Here is a 24,859-nt window from a genome sequence, read left to right as displayed (position 1 = left end):
TTTTCGTAATTGCGCACAAAAGACGGGATGTACAAATGGAGCTGTACATCCCGTCTTTTGTGTTATCTATGTGGATATCAACCTACGTAGATTATTGTCTAACCTGCCAGTTCGGATCGGCGGGCCTGCAATCTGGCGACACGCTCTTCCTGAGCTGCCAGCTTCTCGCGCTCTTTCTCGACCACCTCTGGCTTTGCTCTGGTCACAAAGTTCTGGTTTGCCAGCTTCCCTTGTAGGCGTCCCACTTCCTGCTGGGCCTGAGCAATCTCTTTGTCAAGGCGCTCCAACTCTTTCCCGATGTCGAGCATCCCGGCCAGCGGCAGATAGATCTCAACGTTGCCAGCAAGCAAGCTCATCGCCTGCTCTGGCTTCTGATCCAGCGTGTGATAGAGTTGTGGCTTCTCTGTGCGGGCCAGGAACTCGATCAGCGGGGTCTGCTCCTCAAACATGTTGATAGCATCGCCCACCACCAGGAGAGCTGGAATGCGCCGGGCCGACTCCACATTCATCTGGTTGCGTGCATCACGAATGCGTGTGATAACCTCCTGCACCAGCGCGAACTCCTGCTCTGCCTGCTCATCTTGCTCACGAATATCGGCTTGCGGCCAGGGAGCGATGATCAGCGCGGAGGCAGGCCAGAGCCTTGTATCCGGCTCGCTGGTGCGATAGAGATACTGCCAGACCTCCTCAGTAACGAAAGGCATGAAGGGATGCAAGAGCCGCAAGCTCTGATCCAGCACCGCTCGCAGGATACCAGTTGTGCTCTTGCGCGCCTCCTCATCGCCCTGCATCTGCACTTTAGCAATCTCCACATACCAGTCACAGTAATCAGACCAGAAGAAGTCGTTGATCTGACGACCGGCCTCGCCCAACTGGAAATCATCGATCAAACGCGTCACATTCTGAATCAGTCCATTGAGGCGACTCAAGATCCAGCGATCCGCCAGTGTGCGCGGCTGCACCTCTTGCAGCGTTGGCACGCCACCGCCCACCTCGGCGGTCGTCATCAGCACAAAGCGCGAGGCGTTCCAGATCTTGTTGGCAAAGTTGCGGTTGCCGACGATGCGCTCCTCGATCAGTTTCATATCGTTGCCGGGCGTGCTGCTTGTTGCCAGCGTGAAGCGCAGCGCATCGGTGCCATATTTGTCCATGATCTCCAATGGATCAACCACGTTATTTTTCGACTTGCTCATCTTCTCGCCTTTGGCGTCGCGCACAAGACCGTGCAGGTAGATGGTGTCGAACGGGATCGTCCCCATAAAGTGGATGCCCGACATCACCATACGCGCCACCCAGAAGAAGATGATATCGTAACCAGTCTCCATCACCGAGGTTGGATAGTAACGCTGCAAGTCGGTGGTCTTTTCCGGCCAGCCCAACGTGCTAAACGGCCAGAGCCAGGAGCTAAACCAGGTATCCAGCACGTCCTCATCCTGATGCACTGCCTCGCTGCCACAATGCGAGCAAGTTGTGACATCCTCGCGGCTCACCGTCATCTCTCCACAGGTATCGCAGTACCAGACCGGAATGCGATGCCCCCACCACAACTGGCGCGAGATCGTCCAGTCGTGAATGTTCTCCAGCCATTCCACGTAAGTCTTAGTGAAGCGCTCAGGCACAATCTTAATCAGGCCATAGTTGACGGCAGCCAGCGCAGGCGTTGCCAGTGGCATCATCTTCACAAACCACTGCTTGGAGATCAGCGGTTCGATGACCGTATCGCAGCGCTGACAATGACCCAGCGGCACCGTATAGTCCTCGACCTTAACGACCAGCCCTTGCTTTTCCAGGTCGGCCACCACGTTTTTGCGCGCCTCATAGCGATCCTGGCCCGCATAGACACCCGCTTCGGGCGTCATCTTCGCATCGAAACCAATCACCTGAATCTGTGGCAAATGGTGACGCAGTCCGATCTCAAAGTCGGTCGGATCATGGGCAGGCGTGACCTTCACCGCTCCTGTACCAAATGACGCATCAACCGCCTCGTCCGCAACGATGGGGATCTCGCGTCCGATCAGCGGCAGGATGGCGAGCCGTCCCACAATATCTTTATAGCGCGGATCTTTGGGATTAACAGCAACACCGGTATCGCCCAGGATGGTCTCAGGACGCGTGGTAGCAACGCTGATATACTTTGTCTCAGTCTCGCCCTCAACAGGCTTCAGTGGATAGCGGACATAGGTGAGCTTGCCCGGAGTCTCGACGTGGTTGACCTCCAGATCAGAGATTGCGCTCATACAGCGAGGACACCAGTTGATGATCCGTTCGCCACGATAGATCAGCCCCTCTTCATAGAGGCGCACAAAGACCTCGCGGACCGCTTTCGAGAGTCCCTCATCCAGCGTAAAGCGTTCGCGCGACCAATCGGCGGAAGCGCCCAGGCGACGATGCTGGTCCTGAATGCGGCTCTTGTATTGATGCACCCACTGCCAGACACGCTCGATAAATGCCTCACGCCCGATCTTGTGGCGATCCGTACCCTCACGAGCCAGCAGGCGCTCCACCACCGTTTGTGTCGCGATACCGGCGTGATCTTCGCCCGGCACCCAGAGCGTCTCATCGCCCTTCATGCGGTGATAGCGAATCAAACTATCTTCAACGGTGGCAGTGATGGCATGGCCCAGATGCAGGGCACCCGTCACGTTAGGCGGCGGCATGCTAATCACAAATGGCTTGCGCGCTGGATTCGGGCGCGGCTTAAAGTATCCGCCCTCTTCCCAGAAGCGATACCATTTGGCCTCCACCGACCCGGGTTCGTAAGCCTTTGGCAAATCTGCCACCGATAGAGGTTGTGCGATTTCATTGTGTTTGTCTTGCTCGATCATATCCCCTCCTGCACCATACGCAGCATAATTAATCTGTCTTTATATAAAAAAATCCCTTCCCGTCAAGGACGAGAAAGGAGAACACTCGTGGTACCACCTTGTTTCGATCACGGGTCCATGAGAAATAGACGCGCTGATCCTCAAGCAAGCGATAACGGGCTATCCCGTGAAAATTCCCGTTGGGATTACGGATCAGAACAAGCCTGACCCCTGCCATATACGGTGCTTTTCATGCTCCCAGGCGACCTTCAGCGCGGTTTGCTCCGAGGAAGATTCGCAGCCAGTGATCTTCCCTCTCTTGCGGATTCCTGCACCTACTCCTCCTGATCCCTGCCGATATGAGTTTGTGTTGGCATTAGTCTATAGAGTGATAACAAAATTGTCAAGCCGTCTTATTCCTATCTCAATTTCTCACCGCCTAAATAGGCAAATAGCAGGGGCATAGACGAGACCTGCTCGCCTATACCTCTGCCACCCATTATACCTACCCTTATTGGGTCTCCTCTAAGCGATACCCCAGGCTCACCAGCCGCCAACCCAGCTTCCTCATGCTCAGGATCAGAAGCTTTTTGAGTTTGCTATGCCTGGGCTGCCGAGGCGGCTTTGATCGTGCCACTTCTTCACGATAATTCATCAACTCTCTGAAAACAACGAATCGCACGACGGGATCTACGTTCGAGTCCATCATTGACATAGAATTATCAACCTTCCTCACTAGATGACGACAGCACATAAGTATATCCGGTATATATCAGCAACACGCCACACCTTCTCGCTACTTAACCTTATTACAAGTGTAGCCGCGAGAACCTGACATCTTGCGTCACGATTGCACGTACTTACGAGCAAAGGCTGTAAAATGTTGGGGCAACCTATAAAAAATGCACACGATGCTACGGTGATAGCTGTCAAAGGACTCAAAAGACATGTTGTATCTAAAAAACGGTGGAGAAAAATGCAGAGCATTACCCTCAGACAGCCATTGCCGCTGCTGAATGGGTACGGCCCCTCCCAAGAAGTGTGAGGAACATGATCCTCTAAAGAGAATGCAGAGGAAAATAAGATGAGATTATAAGCATATAACCACACCTTGCGCTGGCCCAAAAGCAGCGGGACTTAATAGATCGCAAATTCAATGCTATAAGCGGGAAGCATTGGATACCTTCTCCTTTACACAAAACATGCGTTTTTATTCACACCATAGAAAAGTGTAACCAGGAGTTGGCGATTTGTCAATGGCAAATGGTGGTAATTTTAGTTTATGTAAGGCTATCCATTCATAATTTCCTTGACCGCAATCCCAGAAATAGCGGTATCTCCTGATTTGCTAAATTTTCAGCTTTTGCTCTTGGGCCGGTGGCCGTTTTATAGGTGGTGATCTCCTTCATATGATCTACCAGCAGTCCGCATTCAGCAAGACCGTTGATGTAGTGCTGCAACGGGCGATGAAAGCTCATACTTATGCCTTGTTTGCGACCGGGAAAAACTTTGAGCGGGATCGAAAGTGGGGTCAGATAGCGATCAATGCGCCGATACTGCAATTTGCGCTCCTCCTGCCACCCCCAGCCGCTCTGCCTGGGCACGCGAAAACAGGGATGCGTCATCAAGATCACGACACGCCCTCCACCCCTCAGCATCCAGGCCGCACCTTCCAGCACAGAGAGCAACGGGTCCATATCCTGAATGCTCAACAAAAAGACGGCAGCATCAAAGCTTGCTCGCTGAAGTCCTGGCAGAGTTGTTAAATGGCGCGCATCGCCTTGAAGAAATGTCCCACTATTCCCATGATATTTTTGAGCTTGCCGCAATAACGTCGGGCTGGCCTCCACGCCGGTATACTGCGCATGGGCTGTGTGAATAGCCGGTGCCAACACGCCCTGACCTGCTCCAATATCGAGAATCTGTTCGCCAGGTTGGGGATCGAGCAATTCCATCACGGCGGGCACCGCCAGCTTGCGATGATGAATGCTGCCATCTTTACCCATCCAGCCATCATACCAGTTCGCCAGCGGCTCCCAACTGGTCCGCACCGTCTGTTCGCTATTCCGTCTCGCTGTCATGAATGTATCCTTCCTTTTGTTCCTCGTTGCGCCTGATAACGCGCAATACAACACTATCTCTTACAAAATGGATCGCGCTGCCTGAAGAAACAGAAGGATGGCATATACATAAAAAAAGAAGCCATAGAACTCCCTCAAACAGCGCTACACGCTGCCGGGCCGGTTCTACTCTTCTGAGGATGATGTCAGTGAAGAGGAAAAATGATGTGTGAGAGACAACTATCGACCAGGAACAGCGGTATTACGCGCGAATCCAGGGTCGAATGCAAACTACGCCCATACGGTTGCCAGGTCTCCTTTGCATGAGAGATTGTCGAGTAAGATTATCTCACTTTATCGTGTTTAGTATATCATGGATTCGCAGCACAGGACAAGCATTATCAACCGACAAAGATGGTTGTAATCTTTCTATCTTGTTTTTATAGAACAACTTCTATATACTCAGGGATGAAGGAAAAGATATTGCATAATTTCTCTATTTCCTAATCTACATTTCTTATGATAGAGAGCTTGATCTTATGAAGACGCGCATTGGAGAACGATTTGGAAATTATCAGTTGTTACGAGTTCTCGGACAGGGGAGTTTTGCAGATGTTTACCTGGGTGAGCATATTCATCTCAAAAGCTTTGCCGCGATCAAAATATTATATACGCGATTAACCAGCGAATTACAGGAAAACTTTCTCACCGAAGCGAAGATTCTGGCGCAACTCTCTCATCCGAACATTATCCGTATTCTGGACTTTGGGACGGAAGAGGGCGTTCCATATTTAACCATGGAATATGCGCCTCATGGCTCTTTGCGCCAGCGCCATCCGCGCAACAGCATCCTACCGCTGCCCACCGTCGTAGCATATGTGAAACAGATTGCCGATGGCCTGCAATACGCGCATGAAAAGAAAATGGTTCACCGTGACCTCAAACCAGACAATATTCTGGTCGGGCAAAGGGAAGAACTTCTGATCAGCGACTTCGGTGTGGCGTTGATTGCTCAGACGACCCATAGCTCGCATAATGCAGAAGAGAATTTTGCAGGCACCGCTACCTATATGGCACCGGAGCAGTTGCGTGGACGCCCTCAGTTTGCCAGCGACCAGTATGCTCTGGGCATTATGGCCTACGAGTGGCTATGTGGAACTCGTCCGTTTCAAGGAACCATTATCGAGCTGTATAGTCAGCACCAATCAGTTCCACCAACTCCACTCAGCCAACATAGCCCCACGCTTCCTCCAGCAGTAGAGCAGGTCGTGTTGAAAGCATTAGAGAAAGAGCCAGACCAACGTTTCCCGGATGTGAACGCCTTCGCCACAGCACTTGAACAGGCATATCTCCTCACTCAGACAGAAGACGGCGCTCAACCCACGCTACTACCGTCCTCTTCGGCGATCTCAGTAGTGAATGGCCCTACAACGCCATTGCCCATTGTGCCTCCATTACAAGCGCCACCTCCTCCTCCATTGCAAGCGCCACCTCCTCCTCCATCGGCCTCGATGCAGACCGATAGCGTCGGGCCTTTTTCTCTGGCATCACAGACACGCACTGTCTCCTCCATGCCTCGCAAAATGATCCCGCTCGTTGGCCTCGTTCTGCTGCTTATCCTGGGAGCGTTACTCGCAACCACACTCTACAACGCAAACAACAGTAAGCAAAAGCAGGCGAACATAACACCATCGCCGACAATCTCCTTGCACAGTACACCAACAAACGCTCCCATACCAACCATATCTTCTACTCCAGGGACGCCAACCGGCACGACGACGCCAACGTTGGCGGACACCATCGATGTTTCGCCGACAACGAATAGCGGCGTTTCTACACCTGCTCCGACTCCAACGCCAGCACCTTCACCAACCCCAACAGATGTTGCAACCCCTACTCCAACTCCTACCCCGAAGCCTTCGCCAACCCCGATTCCCTGTTCGGCTAGCGCGACGACATCCACTCCCGTCTATCAGGGCAATAGTTATGCTTATAGCAACGGAGGCACTTTCCGCACTGCCAGTGGACATTGTAATGGGAGAGCATATTTTGCTTTTAGCAGCGCTCCTGCGGTCACAAATACCCAGGTGCGGCTCTGTACAGCCAGTGGCACCTGTGGCAGCTGGGTCAAATATACGGCGGTAGGCAGTAAACTCACTATCATGACAGGTCTGGCCGCCGGAACATCGTTCCACCTACAATTTCAGGGGTATGGAGCAACAGCTTCTTATAAGGTTTCTGGCACCTTATATTATTAGCTCTGTTGAGGCAAGGAGAGCAGTCGCACGAGGGATAGCCAAAACATGGTAAAATAAGCCACACAGATTGCTCGTAATCAGCAAAGGAGATGTGTTTGCCATATGTCCATTACCAACCATAGCAATGCTCGCGAAGAAGGTGTGGTCCTGCTGGAGCGCACCGGCTCCATTGCAATGATGACTATCTCGCGTCCCGGCTCTCTTAATGCTCTGACCTGGACAATGTATGAACAGATGGAGGCACATCTGCGCAGCCTTGCCTCTGATGAGACGCTGCGCACACTGGTTATTCGTGGAGCAGGGAAAGCCTTTGCAACTGGTACCGATATTCACCAGTTTCGCGGCTATACTAGCACTGATGGTGCGGCGTATGAGCGCAAGATGGAGACGATTATCGAGGGTCTGTACAACTTTCCCAGACCTGTTATCGCGGCCATTCATGGGTATGCGATCGGCGCTGGTATGCTCTTTGCAGCTGTTGCAGATCTACGCTATGCCACGCCCTCGTCACGTTTTGGCGTCCCCATCGCTCGCACGCTGGGCAATTGTTTGAGCATGAAAAACTATCACCACCTGGTGGAAGCCTTTGGTGCCATGCGTGCCAAAGAGATGCTCTTTACCGGACGCTTGCTCTCCGCTCAAGAAGCTCTACATTATAATTTTCTCACCGCAATTGTTGAGGAAGAACATATTCACGCCCATGTTCTGGAGGTTGCGCAACAGATCAGCAGCAACGCTCCGCTGACCATCTGGGCCACGAAAGAAGCCCAGCGGCGGCTTAATGCAGCAACACTGCACAATATCCCCTTTGATGATGTCATGGCGCGTATTTACAATAGTCACGATTTCGCAGAGGGCGTCCAGGCGTACGGGGCCAAGCGCAAACCCCACTGGACGGGCGAGGACTAAAAGACGATCAGCCCTGTGCGGGTGTGTCGTGTGCTTGCAAAAAGTCAAGCACAATATGACTGAAGCGTTCTGGCTGAGCCAGCATGGGACGATGCCCACAACCCGACAGGGAGACAAACATGGCATGTGGTAATGCCGCGTTGAGAGCGTACCCAAGTGCGATGGGAAGTAGAGCATCTCGTTCGCCCCAGATGATCAGCGTTGGAGAAGTGATAGAGGCCAGTTCAAGCCGCAAATCGCTCCGCAGCATCTCCTGTGATGTCTGCCACAGCACACGAAAGCGCGGCTGAACGGCATCGAGCACCATTTGTAGCGGATATCGACCGTTGCCTGGCTGAATCATAGAGTAGGCAGCTCGTAAAGCAAGCGTGGGGAAAGAAGACGATAAAGGCAGACCTGCCGCATCCACCAGAACGAGCTTGCGAACTGTCTCCGGCGCAAGAGCTGTCAGATGAATCGCGATAGCGCCGCCCATTGAATGGCCTATCACCGCAACGGGCGGCAAATGAAGCGAGTGCAACCATGCTGCAATCACTGGTGCGATAGCACGCAGCCGCCAGGAACGAGGTGCGGCGCTGCGTCCGTAGCCGGGCAAATCAAGCACAAATACCCGATAGTTCTGGCAAAGATAGGGCAGAACGCGTTGCCAGACATATCCCGAGGTGCCATAGCCGTGAATCAGGACGAGCGGCTCTCCCTGTCCCATAACGCGATAATAGAGCTTGTGGTCAGAGATGACAACCGTATGAGCGCTTTCAACCATGCTTCAGTGATTTTCGCTATAAATTTGGTTCATTGAACATTTCTTATCGAGAGCATGATTGTATTGTAGCATCTGAAGCAGTTGCAAAGACATAGGAGATGCAGAACATTGCCTCTCTGCATCTCCGCAATGGCTCTGGATATGCCTATACAGTTGTTCTGGTGAGATCTTCGTGCGTAATCTGAGCAATCCGCCGCGCTTTCACATGGAGCGTCTGCAATTTGCGAATCACTGCTTTATTTTTGATTCGCCAGACCAATCTCCCCACATTGCAGGCGAGAAAAACCGGGATGCTATCATCCTCCAACGCATCCATCAACACCTCACAATAAAAGAGCATCTGTTCAATATCATCGAGTGCATCGGTGTATTGATTCTGTTCCAGGTAGAGCGAGGCTCGCTGCAAAAGCGCCTTGCCAGCATATGATGAGCGCTCTCCAGAGCCTCGCCATAGACCGCCAGCGTTTCCAGGCTTAAAGGATAGCTCCTGATGAACGCGTGCCATATATGATTCTGCAAATTCTCTTCTAATCGGTGTAGCTTCTCCTTCAATGGCAAATCTGCTGCCATCAGTTGCTCTCGCTCGACCTCCGTCATCAGCGGGGGTGGCGACTGCGCTTCCTCTTCTTCAAAGACACGCATAGGGATGCGCATCAACATAGGGGAGATCTGAAGGTGTCGAGCAAGCGCAATACGCCTCTCCAGCTTCTCCGGCTGATGGGCGTTTGCTTCTATCTTACGCACATATCCCTCCGACCAGCCTAACGCCTCTGCGATCTCCTTCTTTGTTTGCTTGTACAGCCGGCGATAATAGCCAGTCACCTGGCCCAGATGGGGAAACGCAAACGCTTCGTCCTGCTCATCCGCAACGAGGTAGGTCTCAGTATATATTACCTAAAAATGATTTTGCGCTATAAAAATCGCATGCTCAGAGCATCGGTAATACGCGCAACGACAGCTCTATATTCATCCTGCGAGAGGGTGTGGCTGGAAGAGGTCATCAAATCTTGAACGCGAGATCGATAGTGCAAGTGGTCAAAGAATTGTATGTACGACATCCACACCTCCCGGCGCTCTCTTAGCGTTGGATCTGGTCGTTGTTGCAGGTATGTATCAAGAAGGAGGGCAAATTGCTCTGCTGAAAGCGCAAATTGCCAGGGCGGATTGTCGATATCCCATACCAACTGCGCAATATCGTAGGCAGGATCGCCGTAACGCGTCCATTCCCAATCGATATACCAGACGTCATCGCACGTGAAAAGGATATTGGGCAGGCATGGATCGGCATGAATGAGCGAGAATGAAGGTAGCGAGATAAACAGGTCGTTGTGTTGCTGGAAATAGGCAGCGAGGGGAGATATCAATCGCGCCACCGCCTCAACCTCCATGATAGCAGGGTAATGACTACGCCAGTAAGCCAGGCCCGCTTGAAACTCCTGGTACATATCAAACGGCTCATAACGCAGCGCTTCTCTGCTCCGATTCCAATATGGCACCTGGGACAGATGCAAGCGGGCCAGTTTAGTTGCATGCTGCTGTATATGATGCGCAGTCCAACTGCTCACGATCTCGCCGGGAATGAAAGATAGGAGAGCGAAGGCATACGGGATGGACTGTTTGGAAGTATCCAGATAGAGCGGAGTTGGACCAAAGCCAGGAGCCAGTTGTTGCAACAGAGCAAATTCACGCGCAAGATTATCTTCGATATCGGAACGATAGGCGATGCGCAGCGTAAAATCGTGCCGTCCATTGACCGTTATCCGCAAAGAAATATTGCTTTCACCAGCCCCAAGCAGTGTCGTGGTTACAGTCTCAACAGCTTCCTGTAAGCCAAGAGCAGCTCTTTGAGAGCATATAATCTGCTCCAGCGTTGCCTGATATGCCTGAAAATTCAGCATATTTTACTACCTCGGCTCTATTTCCTTTCATTGTACCAGTTTCATCAACATTTGAGGAGAGAAAAAGAGAATGACCAGCATAAAGCTAATCATCCTCCCTATTACAAGATTTGCTTGATCAAATCCAGCTTACAGCGTCGACATAAACAGTACTGGCCGTCTGGTCAGTGCTGGAAAACTTGATACCAACCTTGCTCGTTTGGCCAAGTGTGGGTGGGACAGTAAAACTCAACAGATTCCATGATTGGGCCGTGAGCGTGACTGATTTGCTGTAAAGAACGAGGCCGAGGCTATCCTGCACAAATAACTGGGCAGTGATAGCAGTTGTTCCGGCTGGACCATACACCTGAGCCGTGAGATGTGGGAACTGCCTCAGGTTGGCAATCGCTGAACCGCTCACGGAGATCGATGGCTTAGCGCTGGGATTGGTGAGATCCACTTGCAAGGAATGAATGCCATCCCTGGCAATAGTTGTACTGTTTTGCACGCTCACCTGTGCCTTATCTCCCTGCCAGCCATCAGTCTCGCCATCCTCAAAAGAGAAGCCGCCACCACGTTTGATCAGCTTCTCATACTCAGATTTCAGAACAGTACCTTGAATCGTCAACTGGTTGTTGTTGATCAGCGGTGTGAGCGAGAGAACGGAATGCTGCATCGCCGCGAAGATGTTGTTTTTCGCTAGCGTCTCGATAGCTTTACTGGTCCACTCGTTGATAAACTGGCTATCGTTGTTAAACGCGGGCACATGTGGATCATAGTTGTATTCGCTGATAATAATGGGAATCTCGGTGGTTCCTCCCAGTACATCATGCATAGCGACACGGGCATCGTTGAAGTGGACATTCCAGCGGTCAAGCTTGGCAATACATGTGCTGGCTGGATCGGGCGGAGTGGTATAGATGCCGCTGGTATCACAGCTGTACTCATGCCAGCTGACGGCGTCGGGACGTGGATTGGCGTTTTGTAAAAAATAGCGCAGGTAATCGTCGTTGTACTGGAAGTTGACAGGGCCAATAAACTTCCCATTGAGCGCTGCATTCTTTAATTCAGGTATAACGATATTCCACTTATCAGTGTACGCGACCTTATCAAAGCCGCCCAGATCCGATTCGTTGCCCAACTCATAGTAGACCGGTTTGTGGCCGAAGATCTCGTTGAGACCATTTACCATTTGTAGATCATCTTGCAGTACATTGGGATCCGCGGGACCGCGCAAATTCACCAGCGGAACGGCCCCCATATCGCGAATCTTACGGGCCGCCTCCATCTCGGTCTCAATAGGGATCTGAGGGCTGGTATTGGCTCCGATACGAGTTGGCATGCGAATAATCGTCATGTGGGCCTGCTGCATAAGAGCACGAACGGTATCATTGGTGATGAAGGGATCGGTGGTGCTGGTCAGTTCAAGGCCAGTACCGAAGAGGAAAGGGGAAACCTGGGAAGGCATATGCAGGGTTGGTGGCACATAGTTGCCCTTTCTATGCTCGCCCGCTTCAGTACTCACCTGACTTGGTGTATTAGGAGTACCAACGGTAGCGGCGCTGCTAATAGCGGTGGTCGCCAGGAAGAGAGCGATAACAGCCACAACTTTGACGATTTGGAGAGGAACACGAGGTGTTCCAGACGCAGGCACTCCAGGCATCTTGCCCATATGCTATAACTCCTATTTTTTCACTGAATACATTAGCATTGTAAACAGAAACGCGAAATACTCATGAAGACGGTACAGATAATGAACTTTAACGAACCCGGTGATCTCCCCATTTCGTAGTGGAGCGATTTATCGCGTGTGGGTGAAGTCCATAATAGGCAGGCCAAGGCGATAAATCGCTCCACTACGAAATGGGGAAGCATTCCCGATCCTGGTAGCGAAATTTCATCATCTTACCTCAAGTTCATTTATCGTCGAGTATCTCTATTAAGTAGAGCGTCAGAAGAAGGAAAAAGTAACTCATACTACGAAAGTATCGAAAATAGTATACGTATGGTATCACATCATAATAGCAGTTGATTTGTAATTTCCTGTAAAATTTACAGATACAATAAAAAAGGAGAAGAGCAAGGAAGACGATCTAAGTAGATCATCCTCTCTGCTCTTCTCCCTTATCAGTAAGCTGGACCTTTTCAGCTAGAGCTTTTTAAAGGTTGCAGTAACCTTCCCGAAGGAGAGGGTATCGCCATCATCGATGGGTGTAGCCTTATCAGGCTCCAGACGCTTGCCATTGATTCGCGTGGCGTTGGTGCTGTTAAGATCGGTGAGCGTATAGGCGCTACCGATATGCTCGATGGCGGCATGGATGCGCGAGACGGTATCTGCGCCCTCCATCTTTGCCAGATCGACATCGGGCTGGATGCCGCCAAGATCGTGATCGTAGCGACCAACCGAGACGCCTTCTCCCTTCAACTGAACCTGCGTGCCGTCGCTAAAGGTCAGGGTTCCCCACTCCGCATTCGAGTCTGCGGCTGGCTGAGAGGCCGGACGAGAGACAAGCGGCTTTGCAGCAGAAGCCGGAGCTGGTGGTTGCTGAGCTGGCGGCTGAACCTTCGGCTTGTTCGATTGTGCAGGGCTGGCCGCCTGATTGGACGGCGTATAGTAGATCTTCTCCGGGCGTGGCGGAGGCGGCGTTATGTCCTGCTTCGGCGCGGCGTTCTGCGAATACGTGATCGTTGGCTGCGGCTGCACCGCTGGCTCCTGCGTCTCCGGTGGCGTGTAATACACCTCTGGCTGTTTCGGCGGCGTTGGGGCCGGTGGCGGCGTACTCTGCACATAGTTTATCGTTGGTTGCGGCTGCACCGCTGGCTCCTGCGTCTTTGGTGGCGTATAGTACACCTCTGGCTGTTTCGGCGCTGGAGGCGTTGGAGGTGTATTTGGAACCGTTGGGGCCGAATACGCCGGCGGTGTGTAGACCGGAGTTTGTGGTTGCGGCGGTGGTGGCGTATATACTGGCGCTGCTGGTGGCGGCGTTGGCGCTGCTGGCGTATACGTTACCCTGGGCGCTGGCTGAACGGGAGGCGCAGGTCGCGGCGCGGACTGCTGAGCCGAGACCGTCGTAAAGGTTGAAGCACCACACTTAGGACAGAAAGATGCTCCCTGTTTGAGTTCGGAGTTACAATTGGCACAATAAAGTCTGGGCGGGGTCAACGAGCGTCCACAACCAGTGCAGAAGGTATCACCCGGCTCGTATGGCGTATTACAATTTGTACAACGTAGCCCTTTCTGGGCTGCTGGAGCAGGAAGCGGCTGCGGTGGTGGCGCTGGCACAACTGGAACCGGTGGAACATAGGTCGGAGTTGAAGGGACATAGGTTGGCGTTGGTGGCGGCGACAGTTGCTGTTGCAACTGCGGCATGATCTGATAAGGGATCGGGCCTGCCTGAATGCCCGGTCGCTGCTGGCGCACCAGGCCATCTACCATATTCAATACCTGATTGCCCAGGCTGGCCTGACGCAGCGCTCCGACGCCAGCCGTCAGAGCAAGCGGCCATAGCACCGGCAACGCAACAATGCCGACAGCGCCAACAGCTGCTTTATCTAACCAGCGCTGTTGTCCTACCATTGCCAGCACGCCACCTGTGGTACGCTGTATGGTCAACGAAAGCGCCGCCTGCATGCCGATAATGGCCTCAAAATCTCCACCCTTCTTCAACTGTACGAGTATCTGATCTTTATTGCCAATCTGTTGAGCCTGGTATCCCTGAACCTGATACGCGCCAACGAGATCATTAGCAAGTCGCTCAATATCTATCTCTTCCGAATTATAAAAGCGAGCATCCATGAATATCCTCCAACATCGGTTTCACTCTTCATATATAGGAGCCAGACGCAAAAAATCAGGTTCCTACAAATTGCCTTTGTATTATGGCCTTTGTCACAGGGATTTAATGAAAAGATTCTTAATCTTACTTTATCTACGCTTTTATCATGCCAGGGTTGGAGGCCACAAACTGGCCTCCATAGAGTATAGCATAGTTCCAAAAAGTATAGCGATCTCTAGCGTTTTATTGCGTCTTATAGCAAGGCTAGGATTTCCCTTTTTGGCTTCGTGAGGGGATCAACGACAATCCTCACTGGATGGACTGCCGGCTTGTGGCCTTTCCCATCCTCTACCCCCTCCACGAGTTTCCAAGCATCAGGGGCTACTTTTCGTATGATATTATACGACCCGTTGCAATCGGCATTGATGAGTGTGCCATCTGCTGCACGATACAACCCGCGCTTGATCCGCTTGTCGCTAAACGTGGGGTTCGCTGTCTGCTTGTTGTTATAGACTGGCATCGTTCAGTCAGTTGCTCAGACAGCTCCTGCATTGACAATCACTCGCCTACCCGCTCTCGTTCGGGTAAACCAGGCCATAGAATGACATAGGCAGTATCAACACAATTCAATACGAACGGAATGCGTTTCACTATGTTGAAAACAAACAACCAGTCTTTCTGGCGCATCTTTTCTGCCCTCATCGCAATATAGGTATGCACCCAGATGGAGAGAATCCAGTTGAGGATAAAACACATGACAAGTGCTGTACCTGTAAACAGCGAAAAAAACCCTGTTATCGCTAGAAAAACGAACAGTAGAAAGGCGCAACATGTTAGCCATGCCCCAAGTAGAAAAAGATTGACGCGAGTTCTGGTGCCCATAATTTTTGTACTCCCTCACCGGAACGTCACGATACATACGTGACTCATTGTACGCGTACTAAGACTTCACTTATACAACGTCTCAGCGCTCGTTTTTAGGCAATAGAAGAAAGTGGATCAGAACTCTATCTTCAGTTACTGCATACTTATCATTACGAGTATGGGCAGGTATTTACCAACAATTACTGAACTCTACTATATTATCTTTTCTAAATTACAGCGAGAAGATATTTATAACGTACTATTGCCATTAAACACTGCATAAGTTAAAATGTAAAGCTAGAATATTCTTTATAAACTGTCTTTTCATAACTGAGCAGGTAGGAACTGCGGTATGAGTCAACTTTCTCACGCTCACGTTCGCTCTAAGACGGCCTTATTGCAGCCTCTTCTGGATGCTGCTCTTTTGCACTACCGCACTCCATTGCTCAATCTCCTGGTCAAGCAGTACGAACACTGCAAAAGCGGCCATTTCCAGATCATCATGCTGGAGGGCCAGGAGGGGGTAGGGAAAACCTACGTGGCTCAGAATTTCCTCCACTTTCTCCAATGGGACGTAACACAAACAGCAGCAGTCTTTCAAGGCAGAGCAGACGCTTCCGAACAACATCATCCCTACCATCCTTTATTCGCTATGCTCCAGGCATGGATCACCCACGAAGCCGTAACAACCCGCCTCTCGACACTGCCCTACGCGGGCGAGTTGCTCCGTCTGCTTCCGGCATTAGCTGAGCAATATCCTGAGCTATCCCTCTCCCGCACTGACAATGAGGAGCAGGCACGCTCACATCTGGCACAGGCAGTGGCGGCTTTAGGATCGGCAATCGCTCAAACACAGCCGCTCGTTATTTGCCTCGACAATATACAATGGGCAGATGACTCCACACTGACCCTTCTCTGCACACTCGTTTCCTGCTGGCAGCACAGCGCAACACCGATCTTATTGCTGCTCTGCCTGCGGTCAGATCTCGTCAAGGCACGCCCAGCGCTCGCTTCATGGTACACATGTATGCAACATCCAGATGTGCTTGCCGCCAATTTCGCGCTCGTCCCTTTTACCAGCCAGGAAGTGATCGCTACTATCCACATGCTGGCAACTCAGCAGACAGCACACAACAGCAAGCAACTCGATACCATTGGTCTCTGGCTAGCTATTCTCACTGGAGGAAATCCACTCTATTTGCTGGAAGCGTTGCGGCTCCTGCTGGCTCACAATTTGATCGAGGTGCAGCGTCAGTCTGTACAGTTTAGAAACGTCGTCAGGAAGTCCAGTCGTTGGTTGAAGATTATCCCGCCTGGCCTGCACTCATTGATTCATACTCGCCTGGACCTGCTTTCACCGTATGCAAAGGCCATACTCACCGCCCTTGCAACCTCTGGACGAGGACTCACCTTAGTTCAATTGCTCGCATTGACGGGATTATCTGAGCAGGAAGGACTGGAAGCACTCGACGAACTGGTCCATGAGCAGTTTCTTGTCTCTGAGATGAACACGATCTATCACTTTACTCACGAGTCCATAGGCTACATTCTCTATTCACATATGGACAGCGAGCAGCAGTTGCTCTTGCATCAGCGGATAGTCGCATTGCTGCAACAGGAGAAGGCAGCACCTGCGCTGCTCACTAAGCATGCAATAGCGGGGAAACTGTATGAGCAGGCATTTTATGCTGCTATGGCAGCTGGCGATGAGGCGGAACGGCTCCTTGCCAGCCAGGACGCCACCGCATTCTATGGGCAGGCAGAGCAGGCGTTGCTTCAGCTAGCAAAGCAGCCATCCACTACAACCCCTATCGAGCATTTGTATCGCCTCTTTACTCGCATTTATCAATAAATACATATATGCCTTGACATTCACAATGATTGCTCTCTATTATTAGCAGTATATGGCGTAGTTTAAAAATAGGAGCTTTATGCAACCTTGCAAACACACGCAAATTTCCTCAACTTCTTCACTGTGGGCCAGCACTGCATTACCACACCAGATCCCCTGGTGGAACGACCTTACCCCGGCGGCACGTGCCGAACTGGAGCTTGCTGCTGACCCTGCGCTTCCTCAACACATCTGGGATGTGATCGTCGTTGGCGGGGGAGTCGCAGGGTTGAGCGCTGCTTTGAGTGCTCGGGCAGCGGGACTACAGGTGGCGCTGCTTGAGCGGGAGGCACGACTGGGCTACGGTGCCACCGGACGCAATGCCGGCATCCTCAGCGCTGGCGTGAATATGGGCCTCAGCGAGCTACTATCCGATGATCCGCTTATGTCGCTCTGGATCTCCACAACACGAGCTTTACACAAACTTGTGCAAGAGGCACAGAAGCCGGATAGTCTGCTCTCCGCACAGCTTACCGGAGCACTGATGTTGGCTGAAAGCAAACACGCGACTCGCTACCTCGCCCGTGAAGCTCGCGCGCGTCAGGCCGCGGGTCTTCATGCAGAGCAATGGTCCCCGATCAGAGTCGCCGAAGCCACTGCTGATCGCCTGAATGTGCAATCGGTACACAGCGCTCTCTGGTTGCCCGATGAAGGACGCATCCATCCTCTCACCTTGCTGGCGCATCTGGCTCGACAGGCACGCACGCAAGGCGTCGTGCTGGTAGGACAGGCGCGCGTTTGTGGCAACGAGGAGGTCAAGACCGCGCTGCACGGCTCTCACTGGCAAGTGACACTACATGATGGTCGTACGTTGAGTGCGCGTACACTGATTCGTGCAACCGGCCCCACGTCGCGACCCAATGCACGGATCTATGCGCTCGCCTTCGCCGCTGATCTGCCAGAGACGTTCCCCCTGTTCTGGGATGCCTCACCCTACACCTATGCCGACTTTCGACCCGGCAACGGTCGTCTGGGCGTCAGCGGTGGACGTTATGGCAAAGCGGGGGGAACTCAGCACGATAAGCGCTATCATGCACAACTGACTGTACGAACGCAGCGTTGGTTGCCAGAACTGGCGGGAAAGGAGCCGCAATACAAATGGGCGGTTGATCTCTACGTCACGCCGGATCTGTTGCCAGAGCTACAGCCGCTAAAAGCATTCGCTCCCGGCTTCTCTATTGAAGGGCTGGGAGCGCTCGGCGTCTTACCAGGAATGGTCTTAGGTCGTCAAGCAGGACAACTCATAATCAAGTAACTGCTAACATCCTGGCACTCCGCAGGTAAAGAAAACCATTTTTACTCGGCTACGCCATTCTTTACTTGCGAGGTTGCACAGGACTGGTTATGTTTCATTGGGCTGTTAAAGTGAGCAGTTTATCGGTAACCAGATTGCCCTGGAAGCTCAACGGCTTCATCCCTTTGATCGCGCTGGCATCGATTATCACCTGTGCCAATGGCACATAGCCGCCCTGTTTCTGAACCAACAATGAGTAGGTGGCGTGCTTGCCGACGAATCGAACAGCGTGCGGAACATACCAGGAGAGGGTGATCGTTGAGATGCAGTTCTTTGGTGTGACAGTCAATCCTCCCCACATGCTGCGACCTGGAAGATCGCTCGCCAGAGCTGTTGGACCGCTCAGCTTATCGATGGGCCAGGGCTTATTAATACTTCCACGCATGCCAAGATCATAGTTTCCGTCCGGGCAATAGCGGGCATCGTCGGGAAACGCATGTTTGTATTGTCCACACCCGGTATCGTTCGTCGCAGGCGTTTTGTCTCCCTTTGACGATGGCTTCGCGGCACTAGCAGCACAACAACCTTTATTGCCGTTGTTATAACATTGTCCGGAATCGAAGCCATGTCCGCCAAGCAATTGGGCAGCCTGAGCAGTATAGATGCGCATATAATCAGCATAGGTATCGAATCCATAGACCGGCCCGGTCTGCTGATAATTCAGTGTAATGGTGAGATTATGGGTTGCGCCACCACCAGCATCAAGCACGATATGATCCTGCTCTGTAGTATGTACATACTGGCTGGCCTTGCTAATGCTGATATTCGCCTGCACCACCATAAAGCCGTCGTTTTTTTGAAAGCTATCCATCCCGCCGCTATAGCCGTGATCGATCAGCCATTGTTCAGCAACAGGATTGGCAAAATAGATCTCAAGGTCGCGCGATTGGATATCCTTAACCGCGTTTTTGAGGATCGCGACGAGTTTGCTGGTGGGCAAATGGCGCACGCGATCAAGCAACAACTTGCCAACCAGCGTGGTGAAGGTTTTGCGTACTGAGTGGCTGGTATCATTGGTCTTCTGCTGCTGAACGGCGATGGCGTTGTAATCCTGTTGATAGTAGTGCAACCGCTCTTCCAGGTTTTGTGAAGTGATGGTCTCTTTATAGTCGGCAACATAGATCGGCCCGGTCACATCGAGAATGTGGCTGATGAAGGTGGGCGTGAACGAGATGTCGCCATCTACAGGGCCACCACCCTCCTCCTCAAAGACGCTCATACTCATACGAGCGGTAGTGGGATAATCGCCTGAGAGGTTCGAGTCGCGCAATCCCCAGTTACCAAAGTTCATCCACTGGCTATATTCGGGTGGTGCGGCGCGTCCCAGTTCCATACCATTCCCGGCATAATCGAGCAGGGCAACGTCGCGCAAGCTGAAGGGGGCCATACGCCCATCCTGAAGTTGCAGAATGCCATACTGCCCGGTAAAGCCACCGCCGGGGCGCAGTTCCGCACGATCCATTGTTTGCACCAGAAAGCGCCGGGTCTGTCCCACGCCAAGCAGCCAGGCAACGGTTCCCACCAATCCCTGCGCCTCAAGAAGAGAGCCTCTCACTCGCGGCAGCAGGGCGAGCATATCAGTAAGCTGTGTCTTCTGCTTTGCGCTGATAGGCAGTTCTCGCAGATCAACCTGGCGCATCTCCGTGCTAATATCATCGATATAGGAGAGCGCATGGATCAGCGCTCCCTGCGCCGCCGAAACATCTGTCACCGAGATCAACGGCTTTACGTTCTTTGTATCGCTTGCCAGTGGAGAGCTATGCAGAATGCCAGAAGCCGTGATGCCAACGCCACTTAACTCCTGCCCCATTCGCGAAACATCCAGAGCCACACGAACCAGGTGTCTCGCCATCAGCAGTTTTGAGCTATATGAAGGTCCGACCTGATCAACAAGCATTTGCAGATCGGAGCGATTAACCAGCTGTTCTAATTGCACAAAATCGCTCTCTGCCGCCTGGAACTCTTTCTGCGCCTGCCGTAATTTCGTGCTATCGAGGGCAGCTAGCGGATCGCTGGTCGAGGACGGCAGCAACGTTTTGACGGCCAGCAGATGATTCATGCCGCTACGAGCTATCCCGTTCACGTCGTTATAAACGTTATAGGCCATCAAACCAAGTCCTAGAGGTAATAACGTTCCCAATAGCATCATCATCAGAATGACGCCACTGACAATATTGAGCAAACGGATACGCTGATTGCGGTGCTGCTGCTGGCGAGCCGCGCGCTGCCGCCGCATATGAATCATGCGCCGCGAGGTGAAAAATCTTCGCTGCCTGCCTCTATGCTTATTCGTGCCGGCTTCGACGATGCTCTCTCGAAATTCTATCGGTTGCTCCTTGTCCAACTGAAGAGCATCCGTGCCATCGTAGAGGGTCCGTTCTGCATCAACCTCAACTGGTTCATCGATCACAATCAGGGGCGTATTTATCTCGTCCAACTCATCAGGAATTTCGGGAATAGGTGTATATATATCACCCTGTTGTTCATCAACAGTGTCGATAGCCACTTCGATAGAATTATAATCGTCGATTTCTTGCTGTTCAGGGAATGTCGTTCCAGCATCTTCGAGCAGCTCGCTCTCTATTGCGCGGATGGGATCTTCAACCGCTTCGTCTCGCTCAGAAGTAGCACCATCAATCACCCGCATACCCGGAATGAGCGCACGAAAGCCCCAGACCGAACCATCTTCATGCATCATCAGGCAGTGCTGAATAAATTGTAGCAATTGGGAAACCGGAATATGATGATACGCCGCCAGCTTATCTACTGGCACCGCAGTCGTAAAATAGGAGATGACAGCTGCCCTCCGTTTGCGATAACGCCTCCTATTTCTTGAGTTAAGGCCGCTCACATCGGCTTCTTGCCAGGAAGATATGTCGGTTGCTCTTCGTACACTTTTTGCAAAACGAGATGGTGCTTTTTGTATATTCATCAATGGATACCCCCGACATTACAGGGTTTGCAAATATTGAAGGAAATAAAGAAAATATTTTATTAAAATGACACATCGGTTGCTATTTCACTATTAGCATAGTATAGCAGATAGATGTTTCTGTGCAAATTCGGTGATATGGTCACGGGCGACCGCGAGGGTCGCGCCCTACTATACATGACGCCAGAAACGACATATTTGTTGCGGGCAGAATAAAAGCTGATACATTTTTAACAGGTAGTGGAAAAGAAGAAATGAGAAAATACAGGAAGAAGTTCCCTGAAACATGGGGAGGGGAGTAGCCGAATATGGCAGGGGCGATGGCTGGTCCTCGCCTGCATTGCACGCCATACACGTGTTGCAGCCAGGGCGAGGACCAGCCATCGCCCCTGCCATATTCGGGTGGCGCAACTCGTCTCATTACTGGATGCACCATTTTTACTTGATACGCGCCTCAAGATTGCTCAACTGCTCTTTCAGCTTGCGGTTCTCTTCGCGCAACTCATCAAGATCTTTGCGCAACTGCTTCACCTGCTCCTGATCCTCATCAGTTGTTCGCAGCACATGTGCGGCCACCCGCATACTGCGCTGAACTCCTGAATCATGCTCCTGAGCAGCCTGCCGCTCCAGAACCTCAATCGCACGCTTCTCGCGCAACGCCGCGAGCGCATGCGCGGCAGCAGAGCGAACCGGTCCCCAGCTATCATGCTCCACAGCAACACACAGAGCTGTGACCGCGCGCTCCCGTGCCGCCCGGCTATAGAGGTAACGCTGCCGTCCGATCTGTCCGAGACCCACAGCTGCTCCACGTCGCAACGTCGGGTGGTTGCTTGTATTCAAGAGATAGCCGGCCATGCTATCCACCACGCGATCTTCGCCCGTTGACGCCAAACCGTTGAAGATGCCGCGCTGCACATAGTTGTTCCAACTGGGCCGTTCAATGAGCTTCGTCAACAGATCGACACTTCTCTCCGTCCTCGTCTTCCCCAGCGCTTCGGATGCCGCGTATTCCACACGATAGCTGATATCACCGGCCTCCAACACTTTTTGCAACGCCTGTGCCGATTGACGTGCCATCTCTTCCCGCTGAGGATGCTGGAATGTCCCAAGCGCGGTGGCTGCAATCGCCCGGACGCGCGAAAATTGTGTTGGATCGAGCTGCTCCAACGCCTGTAACAGAATTCCCTGGGCGAGACTTGTTCCCTGTTTGCCAAGTGCGGCCGCGACGACACAGCGTACGCCCCAGAATGCATCATGGTTCAGCGCAACACCCAGCGCGGCCACTGCCTCCACTTCGTCTTTATCGCCGAGGCTCTCGGCAGCTTCGATGCGTCCCAGCACATCGGGATCGTACTGCAACTGGTACTGCAACAGTTGCGTCGAACGCTCAAACTTGAGCGTCTTCAGCAGCCAGCCATCGGGATCGAAGCGCACCATCAGTGGCTCACGCTCCAATGGGAAATAGAAGCTCTGCTCGATCTGCCCATCTTCCCCCACCAGCACACGCCTCGATACTACCTGCGTCCCCTGCGCCTGCCCATCAGTCGCCTTCTCAGAGACCGGGATAGTAAAAGCCAGATCGACAGGCGTGACGAAACAGGGCGTCAGATCGTCGATCTTCTGCGTCTGCTTGATCTTCACTTTTGCTAGCTTCTGCTCATTATCCCAGGAATAGTTGACCTCGAAGGCGGGATAGCCGCCACTATAGATCCATTGCTGGAAGAACTGAGCCATGCTGCGACCCGTCACCTCCTCAAGCGTACGCTCAAGATCGGCGGTGATCACCTCTTTCTCGCGATACCGCTCCAGATAAGCTTTAATCGCGCGCCGGAACATGGCATCGCCCAGTTGATGGCGCAACATATGCAATACCCACCCACCCTTATTGTAAAGATGGGCATCGAACAACTCGAAGCCGCCATCGTGATAGACATGATAGACCACCGGACGCCGATAGTGAGCATCCTCACTCAGATAGCCCGCCTGTAGTTCCAGCATCGAATGCTTGAAGAAATCCGTGCCAAGGTCGTGCTCGTTCCACAGGTTCTCGAAATAGGTTGCAAAACCCTCATTGAGCCAGCCGTTCGCCCAATCGCGGCACGTCACCAAATCACCGAACCATTGATGAGCCAGTTCGTGTGCAACAACAGAGACGTATTCGGGGCCAAGATCGAGGGAAGCGCGCTGATCGAGTAGCAAGGTAAAACCGTGAGTGGTCGCGGTTGTATGCTCCATCGCGCCAGTAAAGATCTCCACCACCGTCTGTGTATAGTGATCGTAGGGATACTCGACGCCGGTATATTCAGAGAAAAAGCTGAGCATTTGCGGCGTCTTCCCCATATAGAGCAATGCATCATCTCTGCGATCTTTCCGCACATAATAGGTGACGGGCTTCCTATTATAGCTATCCTCGACAACGGCAAAATCGCCCACGACGAGCGACACGAGGTACACGGCATGCGGGATATCGTGCCGCCAGTGATAGGTCTTTGTCGCGCCATTGTCGGTAGTTGAGAGCAGGCGACCATTGGAAACCGTCTGCAATTCGGCTGGGACGGTGACGATCATCTCGGTTGTTGCCCGATCATTGGGTGAGTCGTGGCAGGGAAACCAGTGCGAATGGTAGCGCGGTTGTCCATAGGTAAAGACCTGGACGGGGCGCGTTGGATCTTCCGGGGCAGGCTTGACGAAATGCAATCCCGCGCGCGGCCTGGCCTGATAGGTCACGTCAACAGTAAACGTCTCGCCATGCGTGTATGGACGATCCAGCGTGACAATCAACTGTTTGTCGGTCACGCTATAGTCCAGCGTTTGACCATCTGCCAGAGCAACCTTTTCTATCTGCAACGCGACTGCATCCAGAGCAATCGTTCTGACCTCTTCATACAGTGCCACAAACGTTGTTGAGGCGGTGCCACGCACCATCTCCTGCTCGAAATCCAACTCAAACGTGAGCCTGACATGTTGCACATCGGCAGGGCGATCCGGGGCGTAATGAATGGTATCGCCAGGCAATTCAAACGAGCGCGCCTGTGGTGTGGGTGTACCCATAACCATCAGGCTATAACCGTCACCAAGCTGAATAGTATATGTGCGATTACAATACATGAAATATGCTCCTCTAGCAACGAATACGTTCTGCGTCGAACCGTTCCTTCCTCCCCATGAGAGGTTTTGTTCGCTCAAAGCGCTATCTTATCATATAACACTTTCCAAGAGTTATCACAACGGCTGGTCATGTCTCTTAAATAGATGAGTTTTTTACAAACGAACCTGTGATTTTCCTTTTCGTAGTCTCGCGATTTATCGCGTTGGGGCAAGCTCCTCTCACATGGCCCCAACGCGATAAATCGCGAGACTACGAAAGACCTTACTGGGTTTGAAGGATATCTCATAAATAGATGGAAAGTCGCAGTGGGAAGGGGCGATCT

General features: G+C 52.2%; 16 protein-coding genes. 5 read left to right on the top strand and 11 right to left on the bottom strand.

Annotated elements, in window-relative coordinates:
- Positions 1 to 98: 98 nt before the first annotated feature.
- The 3 genes from K3T83_RS22690 to K3T83_RS22680 all read right to left on the bottom strand — a co-directional run bounded on the left by K3T83_RS22690 (position 99) and on the right by K3T83_RS22680 (position 4,885).
- Positions 99 to 2,825 (bottom strand): valine--tRNA ligase, encoded by a 2,727-nt coding sequence (locus tag K3T83_RS22690; protein ID WP_220205211.1) that lies wholly within the window; start codon positions 2,823 to 2,825, stop codon positions 99 to 101.
- Between the two features lie 490 nt (positions 2,826 to 3,315).
- Positions 3,316 to 3,519, bottom strand: a complete 204-nt coding sequence (locus K3T83_RS22685) for a hypothetical protein (RefSeq protein WP_220205210.1) — start codon at positions 3,517 to 3,519, stop codon at positions 3,316 to 3,318.
- Positions 3,520 to 4,102: 583 nt separating this feature from the next.
- Positions 4,103 to 4,885: a class I SAM-dependent methyltransferase gene (locus tag K3T83_RS22680; RefSeq protein ID WP_220205209.1), complete on the bottom strand. Its 783-nt coding sequence runs from the start codon at positions 4,883 to 4,885 to the stop codon at positions 4,103 to 4,105.
- Between the two features lie 518 nt (positions 4,886 to 5,403).
- Here K3T83_RS22680 and K3T83_RS22675 point away from each other — a divergent pair.
- A complete protein-coding gene (locus tag K3T83_RS22675; RefSeq protein ID WP_220205208.1) occupies positions 5,404 to 7,122 on the top strand; it encodes a serine/threonine protein kinase in 1,719 nt (572 codons plus the stop codon).
- A gap of 102 nt (positions 7,123 to 7,224) precedes the next feature.
- Positions 7,225 to 8,031, top strand: coding sequence for an enoyl-CoA hydratase (locus tag K3T83_RS22670; protein ID WP_220205207.1), 807 nt, complete (start codon positions 7,225 to 7,227; stop codon positions 8,029 to 8,031).
- A gap of 7 nt (positions 8,032 to 8,038) precedes the next feature.
- Here K3T83_RS22670 and K3T83_RS22665 read toward each other — a convergent pair whose 3' ends face one another.
- The 6 genes from K3T83_RS22665 to K3T83_RS22640 form a co-directional block, all read right to left on the bottom strand.
- Positions 8,039 to 8,794 carry an alpha/beta fold hydrolase gene (locus tag K3T83_RS22665; RefSeq protein WP_220205206.1) on the bottom strand — a complete coding sequence of 252 codons (756 nt, stop codon included), beginning with the start codon at positions 8,792 to 8,794 and terminating at the stop codon, positions 8,039 to 8,041.
- Between the two features lie 145 nt (positions 8,795 to 8,939).
- Entirely contained in the window at positions 8,940 to 9,299 is a 360-nt protein-coding gene (locus K3T83_RS22660) for a hypothetical protein (RefSeq protein ID WP_220205205.1), read from the bottom strand.
- 406 nt (positions 9,300 to 9,705) lie between these two features.
- The gene (locus K3T83_RS22655; protein ID WP_220205204.1) at positions 9,706 to 10,692 is read right to left on the bottom strand and encodes an aminoglycoside phosphotransferase family protein; all 987 of its coding nucleotides are present in this window, start codon (positions 10,690 to 10,692) and stop codon (positions 9,706 to 9,708) included.
- A 118-nt stretch (positions 10,693 to 10,810) separates the two neighbouring features.
- The gene (locus K3T83_RS22650; protein ID WP_220205203.1) at positions 10,811 to 12,343 is read right to left on the bottom strand and encodes a hypothetical protein; all 1,533 of its coding nucleotides are present in this window, start codon (positions 12,341 to 12,343) and stop codon (positions 10,811 to 10,813) included.
- A gap of 477 nt (positions 12,344 to 12,820) precedes the next feature.
- The gene (locus tag K3T83_RS22645; protein ID WP_220205202.1) at positions 12,821 to 14,467 is read right to left on the bottom strand and encodes a double zinc ribbon and FHA domain-containing protein; all 1,647 of its coding nucleotides are present in this window, start codon (positions 14,465 to 14,467) and stop codon (positions 12,821 to 12,823) included.
- 233 nt (positions 14,468 to 14,700) lie between these two features.
- Positions 14,701 to 14,967 (bottom strand): hypothetical protein, encoded by a 267-nt coding sequence (locus K3T83_RS22640; RefSeq protein WP_220205201.1) that lies wholly within the window; start codon positions 14,965 to 14,967, stop codon positions 14,701 to 14,703.
- Between the two features lie 696 nt (positions 14,968 to 15,663).
- Here K3T83_RS22640 and K3T83_RS22635 point away from each other — a divergent pair.
- Both K3T83_RS22635 and K3T83_RS22630 read left to right on the top strand, forming a co-directional pair.
- Positions 15,664 to 17,163: an ATP-binding protein gene (locus tag K3T83_RS22635; RefSeq protein WP_220205200.1), complete on the top strand. Its 1,500-nt coding sequence runs from the start codon at positions 15,664 to 15,666 to the stop codon at positions 17,161 to 17,163.
- A gap of 79 nt (positions 17,164 to 17,242) precedes the next feature.
- Positions 17,243 to 18,457 carry an NAD(P)/FAD-dependent oxidoreductase gene (locus tag K3T83_RS22630; protein WP_220205199.1) on the top strand — a complete coding sequence of 405 codons (1,215 nt, stop codon included), beginning with the start codon at positions 17,243 to 17,245 and terminating at the stop codon, positions 18,455 to 18,457.
- 94 nt (positions 18,458 to 18,551) lie between these two features.
- On the opposite strand, the gene K3T83_RS22625 is transcribed toward K3T83_RS22630, so the two are convergent.
- Entirely contained in the window at positions 18,552 to 21,428 is a 2,877-nt protein-coding gene (locus K3T83_RS22625) for a DUF4012 domain-containing protein (RefSeq protein WP_220205198.1), read from the bottom strand.
- 308 nt (positions 21,429 to 21,736) lie between these two features.
- On the opposite strand from K3T83_RS22625, the gene K3T83_RS22620 reads away from it, so the two are divergent.
- Entirely contained in the window at positions 21,737 to 21,874 is a 138-nt protein-coding gene (locus K3T83_RS22620; RefSeq protein ID WP_220205197.1) for a hypothetical protein, read from the top strand.
- Here K3T83_RS22620 and K3T83_RS22615 read toward each other — a convergent pair.
- Positions 21,867 to 24,536, bottom strand: a complete 2,670-nt coding sequence (locus tag K3T83_RS22615) for a M1 family aminopeptidase (RefSeq protein WP_220205196.1) — start codon at positions 24,534 to 24,536, stop codon at positions 21,867 to 21,869. The genes K3T83_RS22620 and K3T83_RS22615 overlap by 8 nt on opposite strands.
- Positions 24,537 to 24,859: the final 323 nt, after the last annotated feature.

The sequence above is a fragment of the Reticulibacter mediterranei genome (assembly GCF_016587455.1).
This window is presented reverse-complemented; position numbering and strand designations above follow the sequence as displayed.

What these genes read in the sequence shown, in the direction of transcription:
- K3T83_RS22635 (WP_220205200.1), top strand. Translation starts at nt 15,664, where the DNA reads ATGAGTCAACTTTCTCACGCTCACGTTCGCTCTAAGACGGCCTTATTG.
- K3T83_RS22625 (WP_220205198.1), bottom strand. Translation starts at nt 21,428, where the DNA reads ATGAATATACAAAAAGCACCATCTCGTTTTGCAAAAAGTGTACGAAGA.
- K3T83_RS22665 (WP_220205206.1), bottom strand. Translation starts at nt 8,794, where the DNA reads ATGGTTGAAAGCGCTCATACGGTTGTCATCTCTGACCACAAGCTCTAT.
- K3T83_RS22640 (WP_220205201.1), bottom strand. Translation starts at nt 14,967, where the DNA reads ATGCCAGTCTATAACAACAAGCAGACAGCGAACCCCACGTTTAGCGAC.
- K3T83_RS22620 (WP_220205197.1), top strand. Translation starts at nt 21,737, where the DNA reads ATGGCAGGGGCGATGGCTGGTCCTCGCCTGCATTGCACGCCATACACG.
- K3T83_RS22680 (WP_220205209.1), bottom strand. Translation starts at nt 4,885, where the DNA reads ATGACAGCGAGACGGAATAGCGAACAGACGGTGCGGACCAGTTGGGAG.
- K3T83_RS22670 (WP_220205207.1), top strand. Translation starts at nt 7,225, where the DNA reads ATGTCCATTACCAACCATAGCAATGCTCGCGAAGAAGGTGTGGTCCTG.
- K3T83_RS22690 (WP_220205211.1), bottom strand. Translation starts at nt 2,825, where the DNA reads ATGATCGAGCAAGACAAACACAATGAAATCGCACAACCTCTATCGGTG.
- K3T83_RS22645 (WP_220205202.1), bottom strand. Translation starts at nt 14,467, where the DNA reads ATGGATGCTCGCTTTTATAATTCGGAAGAGATAGATATTGAGCGACTT.
- K3T83_RS22675 (WP_220205208.1), top strand. Translation starts at nt 5,404, where the DNA reads ATGAAGACGCGCATTGGAGAACGATTTGGAAATTATCAGTTGTTACGA.
- K3T83_RS22630 (WP_220205199.1), top strand. Translation starts at nt 17,243, where the DNA reads ATGCAACCTTGCAAACACACGCAAATTTCCTCAACTTCTTCACTGTGG.
- K3T83_RS22655 (WP_220205204.1), bottom strand. Translation starts at nt 10,692, where the DNA reads ATGCTGAATTTTCAGGCATATCAGGCAACGCTGGAGCAGATTATATGC.
- K3T83_RS22615 (WP_220205196.1), bottom strand. Translation starts at nt 24,536, where the DNA reads ATGTATTGTAATCGCACATATACTATTCAGCTTGGTGACGGTTATAGC.
- K3T83_RS22660 (WP_220205205.1), bottom strand. Translation starts at nt 9,299, where the DNA reads ATGGCACGCGTTCATCAGGAGCTATCCTTTAAGCCTGGAAACGCTGGC.
- K3T83_RS22650 (WP_220205203.1), bottom strand. Translation starts at nt 12,343, where the DNA reads ATGGGCAAGATGCCTGGAGTGCCTGCGTCTGGAACACCTCGTGTTCCT.
- K3T83_RS22685 (WP_220205210.1), bottom strand. Translation starts at nt 3,519, where the DNA reads ATGTCAATGATGGACTCGAACGTAGATCCCGTCGTGCGATTCGTTGTT.